The sequence below is a fragment of the Streptomyces sp. NBC_00554 genome (genome assembly GCF_041431135.1).
Taxonomy (GTDB): Bacteria; Actinomycetota; Actinomycetes; order Streptomycetales; family Streptomycetaceae; genus Streptomyces.
The window spans coordinates 2,250,400-2,264,772 of record NZ_CP107799.1 but is presented as its reverse complement, the minus strand read 5'-3'; the positions used below and the strand labels follow the sequence as shown (position 1 = coordinate 2,264,772).

Annotated in this window: 15 protein-coding genes; 3 read left to right on the top strand and 12 right to left on the bottom strand. The window is 70.4% G+C overall.

What is annotated here, in order from left to right; all coding sequences use genetic code 11:
* From cysD to OG266_RS09885, 10 genes are all read right to left on the bottom strand, one after another.
* On the bottom strand, positions 1 to 936 hold the full coding sequence (gene cysD / locus OG266_RS09930) for a sulfate adenylyltransferase subunit CysD (RefSeq protein WP_371544709.1): 936 nt from the start codon (positions 934 to 936) through the stop codon (positions 1 to 3).
* Positions 933 to 1,469, bottom strand: coding sequence for an adenylyl-sulfate kinase (gene cysC, locus OG266_RS09925; RefSeq protein ID WP_266473980.1), 537 nt, complete (start codon positions 1,467 to 1,469; stop codon positions 933 to 935). Before cysC ends, cysD begins: the two co-directional genes overlap by 4 nt.
* A gap of 62 nt (positions 1,470 to 1,531) precedes the next feature.
* The gene (locus OG266_RS09920) at positions 1,532 to 2,239 is read right to left on the bottom strand and encodes a phosphoadenylyl-sulfate reductase (protein ID WP_266473979.1); all 708 of its coding nucleotides are present in this window, start codon (positions 2,237 to 2,239) and stop codon (positions 1,532 to 1,534) included.
* A complete protein-coding gene (locus OG266_RS09915) occupies positions 2,236 to 2,415 on the bottom strand; it encodes a hypothetical protein (RefSeq protein WP_266473977.1) in 180 nt (59 codons plus the stop codon). Before OG266_RS09915 ends, OG266_RS09920 begins: the two co-directional genes overlap by 4 nt.
* Entirely contained in the window at positions 2,412 to 4,106 is a 1,695-nt protein-coding gene (locus OG266_RS09910) for a nitrite/sulfite reductase (protein WP_371544707.1), read from the bottom strand. The genes OG266_RS09915 and OG266_RS09910 overlap by 4 nt, the downstream gene beginning before the upstream one ends.
* A 135-nt stretch (positions 4,107 to 4,241) precedes the next feature.
* A complete protein-coding gene (locus tag OG266_RS09905; RefSeq protein WP_353962415.1) occupies positions 4,242 to 4,325 on the bottom strand; it encodes a putative leader peptide in 84 nt (27 codons plus the stop codon).
* 194 nt (positions 4,326 to 4,519) lie between these two features.
* On the bottom strand, positions 4,520 to 5,092 hold the full coding sequence (locus tag OG266_RS09900; protein WP_371544706.1) for a GNAT family N-acetyltransferase: 573 nt from the start codon (positions 5,090 to 5,092) through the stop codon (positions 4,520 to 4,522).
* Between the two features lie 25 nt (positions 5,093 to 5,117).
* The gene (locus OG266_RS09895) at positions 5,118 to 6,506 is read right to left on the bottom strand and encodes a hypothetical protein (RefSeq protein ID WP_371544703.1); all 1,389 of its coding nucleotides are present in this window, start codon (positions 6,504 to 6,506) and stop codon (positions 5,118 to 5,120) included.
* A gap of 242 nt (positions 6,507 to 6,748) precedes the next feature.
* Positions 6,749 to 8,047, bottom strand: a complete 1,299-nt coding sequence (locus OG266_RS09890) for a GAF domain-containing protein (RefSeq protein ID WP_371544702.1) — start codon at positions 8,045 to 8,047, stop codon at positions 6,749 to 6,751.
* 319 nt (positions 8,048 to 8,366) lie between these two features.
* Entirely contained in the window at positions 8,367 to 10,001 is a 1,635-nt protein-coding gene (locus OG266_RS09885; protein WP_371544699.1) for an acyl-CoA dehydrogenase family protein, read from the bottom strand.
* A gap of 17 nt (positions 10,002 to 10,018) precedes the next feature.
* Here OG266_RS09885 and OG266_RS09880 point away from each other — a divergent pair, with 17 nt between their 5' ends.
* Positions 10,019 to 11,191 carry a YihY/virulence factor BrkB family protein gene (locus tag OG266_RS09880; protein WP_266473968.1) on the top strand — a complete coding sequence of 391 codons (1,173 nt, stop codon included), beginning with the start codon at positions 10,019 to 10,021 and terminating at the stop codon, positions 11,189 to 11,191.
* A gap of 15 nt (positions 11,192 to 11,206) precedes the next feature.
* Here the strand turns inward: OG266_RS09880 and OG266_RS09875 are convergent, their stop codons facing one another.
* Entirely contained in the window at positions 11,207 to 12,055 is an 849-nt protein-coding gene (locus tag OG266_RS09875) for an NAD(P)H-binding protein (RefSeq protein WP_266473966.1), read from the bottom strand.
* Positions 12,056 to 12,135: 80 nt separating this feature from the next.
* Here OG266_RS09875 and OG266_RS09870 point away from each other — a divergent pair, with 80 nt between their 5' ends.
* On the top strand, positions 12,136 to 13,071 hold the full coding sequence (locus tag OG266_RS09870; protein WP_371544696.1) for an AraC family transcriptional regulator: 936 nt from the start codon (positions 12,136 to 12,138) through the stop codon (positions 13,069 to 13,071).
* A gap of 10 nt (positions 13,072 to 13,081) precedes the next feature.
* Positions 13,082 to 13,798, top strand: a complete 717-nt coding sequence (locus tag OG266_RS09865) for a helix-turn-helix domain-containing protein (protein WP_371544695.1) — start codon at positions 13,082 to 13,084, stop codon at positions 13,796 to 13,798.
* 10 nt (positions 13,799 to 13,808) lie between these two features.
* Here the strand turns inward: OG266_RS09865 and OG266_RS09860 are convergent, their stop codons facing one another.
* On the bottom strand, positions 13,809 to 14,210 hold the full coding sequence (locus tag OG266_RS09860) for a VOC family protein (RefSeq protein ID WP_266473963.1): 402 nt from the start codon (positions 14,208 to 14,210) through the stop codon (positions 13,809 to 13,811).
* Between the last annotated feature and the right edge of the window lie 163 nt (positions 14,211 to 14,373).

Sequence of the window (14,373 nt, the reverse complement as noted above, 5' to 3'; positions counted from 1 at the left end):
TTAGAAGTACCCCTCGCGCTTGCGGTCTTCCATCGCGGCCTCGGACATCTTGTCGTCGGCGCGGGTGGCGCCGCGTTCGGTGAGGCGGGAGGCGGCGATCTCGGTGATGACGGCTTCCAGCGTGATGGCGTCGGAGTCGACGGCGCCGGTGCAGGACATGTCGCCGACGGTCCGGTAGCGGACCAGACGCTTCTCGACGGTCTCGCCGTCCTTGGGGCCGCCCCACTCACCGGCGGTGAGCCACATGTTGGACCGCTTGAAGACCTCACGCTCGTGCGCGAAGTAGATCTCGGGCAGCTCGATCCCTTCGCGGGCGATGTACTGCCAGACGTCGAGTTCGGTCCAGTTGGAGAGGGGGAAGACGCGGACGTGTTCGCCGGGTGCGTGGCGGCCGTTGTAGAGCTGCCAGAGTTCGGGGCGCTGGCGGCGGGGGTCCCACTGGGAGAACTCGTCGCGGAGGGAGAAGACGCGTTCCTTGGCGCGGGCCTTCTCCTCGTCGCGGCGTCCGCCGCCGAAGACGGCGTCGAACCGCTCGGACTGGATCTTCTCCGTCAGGGGGACGGTCTGCAGCGGATTCCGTGTCCCGTCGGGGCGTTCGCGCAGCTGGCCGCGGTCGATGTAGTCCTGGACGGAGGCCACATGGAGACGCAGTCCGTGTTCGGCGACCACACGGTCGCGGTACTCGAGGACTTCGGGAAAGTTGTGCCCGGTGTCCACATGCAGCAGCGTGAAGGGGATCGCGGCGGGTGCGAAGGCTTTGAGGGCGAGGTGGAGCATGACGATGGAGTCCTTGCCGCCGGAGAAGAGGATCACCGGCCGCTCGAACTCGCCCGCCACCTCGCGGAAGATGTGCACCGCCTCGGACTCCAGAGCGTCCAGGTGGGACAGCGCGTACGGGCTGCCGGTCTCCTGGGAGACAGTCACGACGGTCGTCATGCGAGACCCCTCTCGGTGAGCAGCGCATGCAGCGCGGCCGCGGACTCCTGCACGGACTGGGTGTGCGACTCGATCCGCAGATCGGGCGACTCGGGCGCCTCGTAGGGGTCGTCGACCCCGGTGAGCCCCGAGATCTCGCCCGCCGCCTGCTTGGCGTACAGGCCCTTCACGTCCCGCTCGCTGCACACCTCGACCGGCGTCGCGACATGCACTTCGATGTACGCCGCCCCGCTGACCTGGTGACGCTTGCGGACGGCCTCGCGGCTGTCGGCGTACGGCGCGATCACGGGAACCAGGGCCTTCACGCCGTTGCGGGCGAGCAGGTCGGCGACGTAGCCGATGCGCTGCACGTTCGTGTGCCGGTCCTCGCGGGAGAAGCCGAGGCCCGCCGTCAGGAACGTACGGATCTCGTCGCCGTCGAGCACCTCTACGCGGTGGCCCTCCTCGCGCAGCCGTCCGGCCAGTTCGTACGCGATGGTGGTCTTGCCGGCACTCGGCAGACCTGTGAGCCAGATGGTGGCTCCGGTCGTCACTTGCTTCTCCTGGGAAATCCGGGGGTGCTGACTGGTCTGGGGACTCTTCGTGGGCGCGGTCATCAGTGCAGCCCGCACTCGGTCTTCGAGCGTCCGGCCCAGCGGCCGGCGCGCGCGTCCTCGCCCTCGAGGACCTGGCGGGTGCAGGGCGCGCAGCCCACGGAGGCGTAACCGTCCATCAGCAGCGGGTTGGTGAGCACGCCGTGCTCGGCGACGTACGCCTCCACGTCCTCCTGCGTCCAGCGGGCGATCGGCGAGATCTTGACCTTGCGGCGCTTCTCGTCCCAGCCGACGACCGGGGTGTTCGCCCGGGTCGGGGACTCGTCGCGGCGCAGGCCCGTCGCCCAGGCGCTGTACCTGGTGAGCCCCTCCTCGAGGGGCTTCACCTTGCGCAGCGCGCAGCACAGGTCGGGGTCGCGGTCGTGCAGCTTGGGGCCGTACTCGGCGTCCTGCTCGGCGACCGTCTGACGCGGGGTGAGCGTGATGACGTTGACGTCCATCACCGCCTCGACGGCGTCCCGGGTGCCGATGGTCTCCGGGAAGTGGTAGCCGGTGTCGAGGAAGACGACATCCACGCCGGGGAGGGCGCGGGAGGCGAGGTGGGCGACCACCGCGTCCTCCATGGAGGAGGTCACACAGAACTTCGCACCGAAGGTGCCGACCGCCCACTGGAGGATCTCCAGGGCGGACGCGTCCTCGAGATCGCGCCCCGCCTGCTCGGCGAGACTCTTCAAGTCCTCGTCCGTACGCTCTTCCTGAATCGTCGTCATATCTCTGCCCCTCCACCGTCTTCTCGCTGAAGCCCCCGGGACAGCAACCCGAGGAACTTCAGCTGAAAGGCTCGATTGCACGCCGCGCATTCCCACGCGCCGTGTCCCTCCTCACTCGGACGAAGGTCTTCGTCACCGCAGTAGGGGCAGTAGAAAGGGGCAGCTCGCTCGCTCATGAGAGGGACTCCTCGGAGGCGCGGGTCGCCCAGGTGGCGAATCGCTCGCCGTCCTCGCGCTCCTCCTGGAACCGCTTGAGGACGCGCTCGACATAGTCGGGCAGCTCCTCCGAAGTGACCTTCAGGCCACGGACCTTGCGGCCGAAACCGGCCTCCAGGCCGAGCGCGCCGCCCAGGTGCACCTGGAAGCCCTCGACCTGATTGCCCTCGTCGTCCAGGACCAGCTGGCCCTTGAGACCGATGTCCGCGACCTGGATCCGGGCGCAGGCGTTCGGGCAGCCGTTGATGTTGATGGTGATCGGCTCTTCGAACTCGGGGATGCGGCGCTCGAGTTCGTCGATCAGGGAAGCACCGCGCGCCTTGGTCTCGACGATCGCGAGCTTGCAGTACTCGATGCCGGTGCAGGCCATCGTGCCGCGCCGGAAGGGGGACGGCTTGACGGTGAGGTCGAGCGCCTCAAGTCCCTCCACCAGCGAGTCGACCTGCTCCTGCTCCACGTCGAGGACGATCATCTTCTGCTCGACGGTGGTACGCAGACGGCCCGAGCCGTGCGCGGCGGCCAGCTCGGCGATCTTCGTGAGCGTGGTGCCGTCCACCCGGCCCACACGCGGCGCGAAGCCGACGTAGAAGCGGCCGTCCTTCTGCCGGTGCACACCGACGTGGTCGCGCCAGCGGGCGACCGGCTGGTCGGGCGCCGGTCCGTCGACCAGCTTGCGCTTGAGGTAGTCGTCCTCCAGGATCTGGCGGAACTTCTCGATACCCCAGTCGGCGACCAGGAACTTCAGGCGGGCGCGGGTGCGCAGCCGCCGGTAGCCGTAGTCGCGGAAGATCGAGATGACGCCCTCGTAGACGTCCGGGACCTCGTCCAGCGGGACCCAGGCGCCGAGGCGCTGGCCGAGCTTCGGGTTGGTGGAGAGGCCGCCGCCGACCCAGACGTCGAAGCCGGGGCCGTGCTCCGGGTGGTTCACGCCGACGAAGGAGATGTCGTTGATCTCGTGCGCCACGTCGAGCAGCGGCGAGCCGGAGATCGCGGACTTGAACTTGCGGGGCAGGTTCGAGAAGTCCTTGTTGCCGATGATCCGGCGGTGGATCACGTCGATCGCGGGCGTGCCGTCGATGATCTCGTCCTCGGCGATGCCGGCGACGGGCGAGCCGAGGATGACGCGGGGGGTGTCACCGCAGGCCTCGGTCGTCGAAAGCCCGACGGCTTCGAGCCGGTTCCAGATCTCCGGGACGTCCTCGATGCGGATCCAGTGGTACTGCACGTTCTGCCGGTCGGTGAGGTCGGCGGTGCCGCGCGCGAACTCCTGCGAGATCTCGCCGATGACACGCAGCTGCTCGGTGGTCAGCCGCCCGCCGTCGATGCGCACGCGCAGCATGAAGTACTTGTCGTCCAGCTCCTCGGGCTCCAGGATGGCGGTCTTGCCGCCGTCGATCCCGGGCTTGCGCTGGGTGTACAGGCCCCACCAGCGCATCCGGCCGCGCAGGTCGTTGGGGTCGATCGAGTCGAAGCCGCGCTTGGAGTAGATCGTCTCAATGCGTGTCCGCACGTTGAGACCGTCGTCGTCCTTCTTGAACTGTTCGTTGCCGTTGAGCGGGGTGAAGTGACCCACGGCCCACTGACCCTCACCGCGGTGACGGCTCACCTTGCGGCGGGGCGCTGCGGCGGGATTCTGCGGGGTGGCGGCCATGGTTGATACGTCCTTCGGGACTGCGGGACAGGAAGGAGAGCGGCTCATACCTGCGGAAACGGGCGCACGCGTAAGTGCGTGCGCCTCATCGCGCAGGGGGAGGGAAACAGGGAAATGCCGGCCGTGCCGGGGCTGTCAGCCCGTCGGACAGATGGCGCTGGACATGCGGCCGAGGTCGACGTGCCGCCGACTCACCAAGGCAATCCCAGTTCCAGACATGACGGAAGCGTGTCATGGGGGTCTCGGGACAGTCCACCGTCATCCACCATGTGGACACCCTTGTCCCGGATCGTGAGACAAGGGTGTTGTCGGTCACATGACCGGGCACTTCAGCGGGCCGTGGCGCGACAAGGGCTCACGACGCCGCAGGTCAGCGGCTGGTCCGCCGCTGGTGGGCGTTGGTCGACCGCTGGTCAGACGGCCCGCGCTCCCGGCCAGGGTCCGGGTGCGGCGATCTCGGGCTCCTCCTCCACCTTGGTGTCGAAGAGCTTGAAGCCGCGCCGCAGGTAATTGTCCATCGCATGCTCCCCGTCCTTGCTGCAGGTATGCAGCCAGACCCGCTTCGTCTCCGTCCGCCCGGATCCGCGCTCGGCCAGGTCCCAGGCGCGCGCGACACCGTACGAGAGGAGGTGCCCGCCGATCCGGCGCCCCCGGAAGGCGGGTATCAGGCCGAAGTAGGTGATCTCCACGACACCGTCGTCCTGGGGGTCGAGCTCGATGTACCCGGCGGGCGTCCCCCGGTCGTATGCGACCCAGGTCTCCGCGCCTGGCCGGTCCAGGTACTCCTGCCACCGCTCGTACGACCAGGCGAGCCGGTCGGTCCAGCGGATGTCGCCGCCGACCGAGGCGTACAGGAAGCGGCTGAACTCGGCGGAGGGGATCTCGGCGCGGACGATCCGGACGTCCCCGTCGGGGGCGATCGCGGGGAGCAGGTCGGTCGGCGCCGTCTGCTCCAGGGACCAGGTGGTCACAGTGACGTTGCTCATGCCGGTCAGGGAATCACGGGGGTACCTATTCGAGCGAACCGTCGACCGAGGACAGCGGAACCGCGTAGAGCACGCGCCCGGAGGCGGTGTCGGCGGCCACTGTCCCGGTCAGCGTCCAGAGCTCACCCGTCTCGTACCAGTACGACAGGGACGCGGTGTGCCGGCCCCAGCAGGCGTAGGACTGGTCCGTGGTGCAGGTGGCCGCCTTGGCGCCGCTGTCCGTCTGCCGCCAGAGGGTGCCGTTCCTGCCGTTGTCGGCCGGTGTCTGGGCGACGTACCACTCGGGCTCGTCACCGCCGTCCGGCGTGTGCGAGAGCACCCCCGACACTCCGGCGGCCTTGGTCTCGTAAGCCTCGTCGGCGTCGACACGGCCCTTGGAGTCGGCGGCGAGCAGTCCTGTGCGGAGGATCGAGGTGCTGTAGGGATACCGCCAGACGCGGGCCCGGTCATCGCCGCCGGGGACGGACGACTCGGTCGCCACCAGGCTGTCGGGGCTCGAGGTGCGGTCCAGAGAGAGGGAGCCGAAGCAGGGGACCGCGTGGTCGTCGACGGGGCTGCACGCGCCGCCGGTCAGGTCGTACGAGCCGATGGCCGGCATCACGTACTGGTAGCCGTCCGCCGAGTAGCCGCCGCTCACCTTGCCGATCGCAGCGCTGTTCACATCGGCCTCGAGGATGCGGCGCAGGTCGAAGGCGAGCAGGGCGGTGCCGTTGCGGGCGGTGACGATCAGCTTGTCCTGGTACCAGACCATGCCGCCCAGGCGGGAGCGGACCGCCTCGAAGTCCTTGCCGCCGTCCTGGGGCACGACGAGCAGCGCATAGCGGTACCTGAGGGCGTGCGGGTCGGTCGCGTCGATGAAGGCGATCCGGGCGAGGCCCTCGTCGCTCGTCGGCTCGCCCGCCCGGGAGTCGTCGGCGGCCTGCTGGTCCTCATGGGTCCAGCCGGCCAGGATCACCCGGCGGTCGCCCCACGTGGCGTCCTCGTAGGCGTCCCCGGAGGTCGTGACCGACTGCGGCAGCCACTGCCGGACCTTCGCGTCGGCGCTGTCCCAGCAGTACGCGCGCGTGGCCGTCGGCTCGACGGGCAGCGCGGCGCGCTCCGAGTCGTCGCAGTCGCCCTCGTTGCGCATCGAGTGGTCGGCGCTGTCGAGGATGCCGGCGACACCGACGTTCCCGCCCATCCGCCGGGTGAGCGTGTCGATGGTGCCCTGAGCGACCAGCTTCTCCTGGAGGCCGAGCTTTCCGGCCGTCGACGAGGAGGTGAGCGGGGCCAGCGCGCCCGGGTTTCCGCTGCCCGTGGCCTGGGAGGTGCTGATCAGGGTGGCTGCCGCGGTGAGCGCGAGGGCGGTTCCGGCCAGCGTGGCGCGCAGCGCCTGACCCCTCCTATGACGACGGTGCCTGCCGCGCTGCTTCATGCGTCCTCCCGACGAAGGCCAACTGCCTCTCACACTCCGTGCGTTGACGGAGAGGCGGGTGGGGTGGCCTGTCAAGCGATGCTACGGCAGAGACCCACGGGCCAGGTCAAATACCCCGGAAGACACCTGGGAAAACTGACGAAAACTGACGAAATGCGTAGGTGGTGAGAGTCCGGGGATGCGGGCGGCAGCGCCGAATGGGCGGCTCGGGACACGGGACGTACTGCCTCCGTGCCTCCCGCTCACTGGCCTCCCTCGCGCCGGCCGTCCACGCGCGCCCCCACCACCGCGGGTGCCCTCGACTGCGGCAGCAGGTCGATCGGATCGTCCGGGAGGACGACCTCGACCTCCACCTCCTCGCGGAAGCGGTAGGGGCGGTGGTCGAGGAGGCCGGTGAACCGGCGGCGGAGCCGGGAGAGTTCGGCGCGGACCGTGACCGTACGGGTCGGGTCGCCGAAGAGGTCGAGGGCGAGTTCGGCCGCGCTGCGTCCCTGGCGGTGGAGGGCGAGCACGTACAGCAGCTCGGCGTGGCGCGGGCTCAGGTCCTGCGCCCAACTGCCCGCCGCGCCCGCGACGGTGGCGCACGGCCGCCGGGGTTCGCTCAGGTCGAGGACCACCCGGCTCGCGCACCCCGGGGTGTCGGCCTCGGTGACCCGGAGCAGCCAGCCGCCGGGCAACGGTTCGGCGACGCACGTTCCGAGGGGCGGCAGCCAGTACCGGCCGGCGCCGAAGGAGTTGGGCAGCGGGACCCGGTCGACCGGCGGCATCCCGGTGACGGCCGCGAGCCAGCCGTGCGTGTCCACGACCAGCGCCTTGCCGTCCAGTCGGCACAGGATGGGCGCGGCCACCGAGCGCAGTCGTTCGATCGATGCCAGATGCCGGGTACGCAGCTCACTTTCGGCCAGCCGGGACACCGAGTCGACCAGCGCGAGTGTGGCCGGATGGAAGGTGCAGTCGGGCCCGCTCACGTCGATGATGCCGAGGAGCCGCCCGTCGCGCGGGTCGTGCACCGGCGCCGCGGCGCAGGTCCAGTTGTGCAGGGTGCGTACGAAGTGCTCGGCCGAGTGCACCTGGACGGCGGCCCCGGCGGTGAGCGCGGTGCCGATCGCGTTGGTGCCCGTGGTGTCCTCGCTCCAGGCGGCACCCTCCTCCAGGCAGATGGCGTCGGCCCGGCGCAGCACGCCCGCGTTGCCCTCGCGCCACAGCACCCGGCCCTCCGCGTCCGTGACCACCATGATCTGCAGGGAGGCGTCGGCGACCGAGCCGAGGCCGCCGCTGAGGACCGGCATCACGTCGGCGAGCGCGGTCGAGGTACGGCGGTGCTCGATTTCCTCCGCCTGCAACAGGACGCTGCCCGTGCCCTGTTCGGGCTGCACGCCGAAACGTTTCACTCTTTGCCAGGACTGTCCGATCACGGGACGGGGCGCGATCGGGGAGCGGTCGCCTCTGAGCGTCGCGGCCCAGGTTTCCTGGAGACGCCGGGCCGATTCGGACGCGTCCAGCGGAGCGAAACGGGCAGGGTTGAACGATGTGGTCTTCACTGGGCACTCCTGAAACCAGTACCGCGTACACGCTGTGACGCCGCCGTCATTCCACATCGTGCCTGCTCCCGGCCGCGGACGCCGGTGGTTCGCGCAAGGTGCACCAAGGAATGCAACGGTCTGCAACTCTCGCCAACGGTCATAAGGTTCCTAGAAAATGACAATGACGTCGCCCGTGCGGCGTCGTGCTCCTTGAACGGGGCCTGAGAGCGGGGGTGGTGCCGTGTCGGCGCAGCACCACCCCCGTGTCAGCGCGGCAAACCTCGTATCCGAGGACCGTCCCCGCGAGAGCGCCTCAGGAAACCGGCCGCCGGGCCGTTCAGGAAACCGGCCGGGCCCGCTCCACCACCGTGGCCAGATCCAGACTGTGCGGCAGTGTGCCGAAGGCCGAACCCCAGTCGCCGCCCAGGCGTGAGGCGCAGAACGCGTCGGCGACCTCCGGCGGCGCGTACCGGACGAGCAGCGAACCCTGGAGCACCAGTGCGATCCGCTCGACGAGACGGCGGGCGCGGGCCTCGATGCCCTCCAGGTCGGCGAGTTCGGTCAGCAGGTTCTTGATCGCCCCGTCCAGCCGGTGGTCGGCGCCCCGCGCCTGCCCCACCTCCCGCAGATACGCATCGAGCGCACCCGGCTCCCGCTGGAGCGCCCGCAGTACGTCCAGCGCCTGGACGTTGCCAGCGCCCTCCCACACCGAGTTGAGCGGCGACTCGCGCAGCAGTCTCGGCATGCCGGACTCCTCGACGTACCCGTTGCCGCCCAGGCACTCGAGCGCTTCGACCGCCACCGGCGTACACCGCTTGGTCACCCAGTACTTGGCGGCCGGCACCGCGAGACGCAGGAACGCGAGCTCCTGCTCGCTCCCGTCGTCGTACGCGGCGGCAAGGCGCAGCCCGAGCGTCGTCGCGGCCTCCGACTCCAGGGCCAGGTCCGCCAGTACGTTCCTCATCAGCGGCTTGTCGATGAGCTTGCCGCCGAACGCCTCGCGGTAGGTGCAGTGGTGCACGGCCTGCGCGACGGCCTGCCGCATCAGCGAGGCCGAGCCGAGCACACAGTCGAGCCGGGTCGCCGCGACCATCTCGATGATGGTGCGCACCCCGCGCCCCTCGTCCCCGACCCGGCGCGCCCAGGTCCCGTCGAACTCGACCTCGCTCGACGCGTTGGACCTGTTGCCGAGCTTGTCCTTGAGCCGCTGGATGCGGAACACGTTGCGCGTGCCGTCCGCCAGGACACGCGGCACCAGGAAGCAGGTCAGCCCGTCAGGGGCCTGCGCCAGCACCAGGAATCCGTCCGACATGGGCGCCGAGCAGAACCACTTGTGGCCCGTCAGTTCGTACGTCCCGTCCTCGGCGAGCGGCCGCGCCTCCGTGGTGTTGGCGCGTACGTCGCTGCCGCCCTGCTTCTCCGTCATGCCCATCCCGAAGAGCGCACCGGCCTTCTGGGCGGCGGGACGGAACTCCTGGTCGTAGACGGTGGAGGTCAGCCGCGGCTCCCACTCGGCGGCGAGCGCCGGGTCGGTGCGCAGCGCGGGCACCGCCGCGTGGGTCATCGACAGGGGGCAGCCGTTGCCGGCCTCGACCTGCGTCCAGACCACGAAACCGGCGGCGCGCCGCACATGCCCGCCGGGCCGCGACCAGGCCGCCGTCAGCCCGGCCGACACGCCCTTGCCGAGGAGCCGGTGCCAGGAGGGATGGAACTCGACCTCGTCGATCCGGTTGCCGTAGCGGTCATGGGTGCGGAGCTTGGGCGGGTTCTCGTTGGCCAGCACGCCCCACTCCTGTACCTGGGCGGAACCGGAGGTGTGGCCGAGCGCCGAAAGCTCCTCGCGCGCCTCGTCGAGAAGTGCTGGTTCGAGATGCCGTTCGACCGCCTCCGCAAGGGCCCGGTCGGCGGCAAAGACGTCATATCCGACCAGGGGCGGAGGCTGGTTGGTCACGGTGTGGGTGGTGGCTGCCATACGGATACGGTAAGGACGTGCACCAGGCAAAAGAAACACCTGAACGGCCTCCCTCGGGTCGTCTTCACCGCGCTCGCGCGCTGTACCGGAACGTGTCGAAGCGCAGGACCGCCTGGCTGCTGGTCAAGGACACGGTCAACTCGTGCATGGAGTACCGGATCCTGGGTCTCGCAGCGGAGGCGGCGTTCTTCACGCTGCTCTCCGTGCCGCCGTTGCTGCTGAGCATGATCGGCCTGCTCGGCTATGTGGACGCCTGGACCGGCGCCGACACGATCGCAAGCCTGGAGACCAACATCCTGGAGGCGGCCCGCACGGTCCTCTCCGACAAGGGCGTGCACGACATCGCCGAGCCGATCCTCCACGACGTGACGAAGGGCGGCCGCCCCGACATCATCTCCCTCGGCTTTCTGTTCGCCCTGTGGTCGGGCTCGCGCGCGGTGAACGTCTTCATCGACACCATCACCGTGATGTACGGCCTCGACGGCACCCGCGGCATCGTGAAGACCCGCATCGTGTCGTTCCTGCTCTTCATCGTGGCGCTGCTGATCGGCTCGATCGCGCTGCCGCTGATGGTGGCGGGCCCGGACGCGGTGGTGAACATCGTGCCGTGGTCGGAGACGGTCGTGCAGATCCTGTACTGGCCGGTCGTCATCGTCCTGGGGGTCGTGTTCCTGACGACCCTGTACCACGTGTCAGTGCCGGTGCGGTCCCCGTGGGTGGAGGACGTGCCGGGTGCCCTGGTGGCCCTCGGCATGTGGGTCCTCGGCAGCCTCCTGCTCCGCATCTACCTGACCAACACGGTCGAGGGCCCCACGATCTACGGCTCGCTCGCCGCGCCCGTCGCCGTCCTCCTGTGGATCGGCGTGTCCGCGTTCGCGGTCCTGGTCGGCGCCGCCGTGAACGCCGCCATCGACCGCGTCTGGCCGGCCGCCGCCACGGCAGCGGCGCGTGCCAACAACGAACGCCTGCGCGAGGCCCAGGTCGCCGAGTACGTCGCCCGGGTCGCCGCGTCCCGCTCGTACGACGCCGAGTTCGACGACTCCGACGACCCGGACATGCCCTCCGAGTTCCCGGAGCGCTGGTCCCGCTTCCTCCCGCCGGAGGACGTGACCTCCCGGCTGCGGGCGCATGTGAAGAGCACGCACCACCCGCAGCACAAGAACGGGGATGTGCCGCCTCCCGGGGAGTGACACCGCCGGGTGGGCTCAGGCCTTCCAGACTCCGGCCGCCGCGTTCTCCCGTACGAATTCGGTGAAGTCCCGCGGCTCGCGCCCCAGGACCTGCTGGACGCCGTCCGAGAGGTGCGCGTTGCGGCCGTCGAGGAGGCCCTCGAAGACCTCGACGAGGAGGTCGACCTCGTGCTGCGGCACCCCGAACCCGGCCAGGGTGTCGCCGTACTGGCGCGCGGTCACCGGGATGTACGCCAGCTCGCTGCCGGTCGCCTCCGAGATCTCGGCGACCGCCTCGCGGAAGGACAGCAGCCGGGCCCCGGAGACGGTGACGTCCTTGCCGACGTACCGGTCGCCCGAGGTCAGCGTGGCCACCACGACGTCCGCGATGTCCCGTACGTCGATGAAGGGCTCCTGCACCTCACCGGCCGGGAACACCAGCTCCCCGTGGAGCATCCCCTCCACCAGCGGACCCTCGCTGAAGTTCTGCGCGAACCAGGCCGCTCGTACGATCGTCCAGTCCGCGCCCGAGGTCCTGAGCGCCTCCTCGGTCGCGAGCGCCCGCTCCTCGCCCCGCGCCGACAGCAGCACCAGCCGCCGTACGCCGAGCCCGACCGCCTCCCGGGCGATGGCGCCGACCGCCTCGGTGGCCTCCGGGGAACCGACGTCCGTGGGGTAGGCGAGATACGCCGCGTCGGCGCCCCGCAGGGCGTCCGCCCAGGTCGAGCGGTCCGCCCAGTCGAAGCGCGTGCCCTGGGAGCGGGACCCGGCCCGCACCGTGAGCCCGGCCGCCCGCGCGGCCTCCGCGACCCGGCTGCCCGTGCGTCCCGTGGCTCCGGTGACCAGTACCGTCATGTCATTCGTACGTGCCGTGTTTTCCGTCATGCAGCCAGTCAACTTCCGTGCGCGGCAAGGAACCATCGCTGAACCGCTCATTCCCATATGTGCGCGTCTACGCTGGCCTCATGGACGCTCTCGCAGGCCTGCTGGAGGGCCCACGCGCCCGTGGCGCCTTCATGATCCGTGCGTGCTTCGACCCGCCCTGGGGCATCCGCGTCGAGGACCGCGCCCCTCTCACGATCATGCTTCTTGTCCGCGGTGACGCGTGGGTCACGGCGGACGGGGGACAGCGGCTACGGCTTGCGGCGGGCGACGTCGCCATCGCGCGCGGCCCGGACCCGTACACCGTCGCCGACGCCCCGGGGACGGTCCCGCAGGCGGTGATCCTGCCGGGCGGCGAGTGCAGCTACCCCGACGGGCGCTCCATGAAAGGCCACTGGGACCTCGGCGTACGCAGCTGGGGCGACCGGCTCGACGGCTCGTCGGTGATGCTGATCGGGACGTACATGATGCAGGGCGAGATCAGCGGCAGGCTGCTCGACGCCCTGCCGCCGCTCCTCACGCTCACCGCCGACATGTGGGACTGCGCGCTCACCGACATCCTCGCCGAGGAGATCGTCCGCGACGAACCCGGCCAGGAGGTCGTCCTCGACCGGCTGCTCGACCTGCTGGTCATCGCCGCGCTACGGTCCTGGTTCTCCCGCCCCGAGGCCGAGGCACCCGCCTGGTACCAGGCCCTCGCCGACCCCGTCGTGGGCCGGGTGCTGCGGCTCGTCCAGGACGACCCGGCCCACCCCTGGACGGTCGCGACCCTCGCCGCCAAGGCCGGCGTCTCGCGCGCGGCCCTCGCCCGCCGCTTCAGCGACCTCGTCGGCGAGCCCCCGATGACGTACCTGACCGGCTGGCGCCTCGCCCTCGCCGCCGACCGGCTGCGCGACACCGAGGACACCATCGGCGCGATCGCCCGCCAGGTCGGCTACGGCAGCTCGTTCGCGCTGTCCAGCGCCTTCAAGCGGGTGTACGGGGTCAGTCCGCAGGAGCATCGGACGCGGGCGGCGTAGCGTGTCGTCTGTGACTGCCGAGCGTCTCGCACCGGCTTCGGGTTACGCGGAGAGGGCGTCCCGGCTGGCCGGTGCCGTGGTGTGGACGAACACCCCGGCCGCCTCCGGTGCGCGGCCCGTGCTGCCCGACGGGTGCATGGACCTGCTGTGGAACCAGGGGCGGCTGCTGGTCGCCGGGCCGGACACGCGGGCGTACGTCCCGGAGGGGGCGTCCGGTGGCTGGGCGGGCGTCCGCTTCTTTCCCGGTACGGCTCCCGCGTTCCTCGGCGTGCCGGCCCACGAACTCCGTGATCAGCGCGTGGAGTTGGCGGACCTCTGGCCCGCTTCGGAGGTACGGCGCCTCACCGCGCGGGTCGACTCGGCAGCGGACCCCGTGAGCGTGCTCGAAGAGGTGGCGCTGGAGCGGGCGGCAGGCGCGGAGCCCTCCGACCCGCTGCTGCGGGAGGTCGTGTCGGCCTTGGAAGCGGGCCGCCCCGTCGCCGCCGTCGCGGACGAACTGGGTCTGGGCGCACGTCAGTTGCACCGACGCTCACTGGCCGCGTTCGGATACGGGCCCAAGACGCTCGCCCGTGTACTGCGGCTCCAGCGGGCGCTCGCCCTCGCGCGCGACGGGGTGCCCTTCGCGGAGACGGCGGCCCGGGCCGGGTTCGCGGATCAGGCCCATCTGGCACGGGACGTACGGGAGTTGGCGGGGATGACGCTGGGGGAGCTGCTCGGACGCGGCTAGTGCCGGCGGCCTACTTGGCTTCCGGCAGTCGCGCGAACAGGTCCACGCCGTTGCCGTCCGGGTCCTTCACGACCGCGTACCGCATGCCCCAGAAGGCGTCCCACGGCTTGAGTTCGCCCTCATGACCGGCGCCGACCAGGGTGTCGTACACGGAGTCGACCTCCGCCGGACTGTCGCAGAGGAAGGCGAGCGAGACCCGGCCGCCGCCGGCCGGGGGCCGCCAACCGGTGTGGAATGAACGGATCGTCTCCTCGGTGTCGAGCGCGAGGCGCAGCCCGCCGGGCAGTTCGGCCTCGACGTGCGGCTGATCCTCGGACCCCTCGGGGAAGACGAGCCCGAGGCGACGGTAGAAGGCCAGGGAGGCAGCCATGTCGGAGACGACGAGGCCGATCACATCGAATCGTGGAGTCATACGGCCACGGTAGGCAGGCCGTCGGCGGCTGGTCTTGAAGGAATCGGACACGGTCCGGGCCAGGCACCTTGCGGGGCTCGCCACTCGGCTGTACACGGAAGAAAGGCCCGTATACGGTGAAAGCGGACGGATCTGCTCCGCGTCTGCGGGGGAGAGAGGGAAT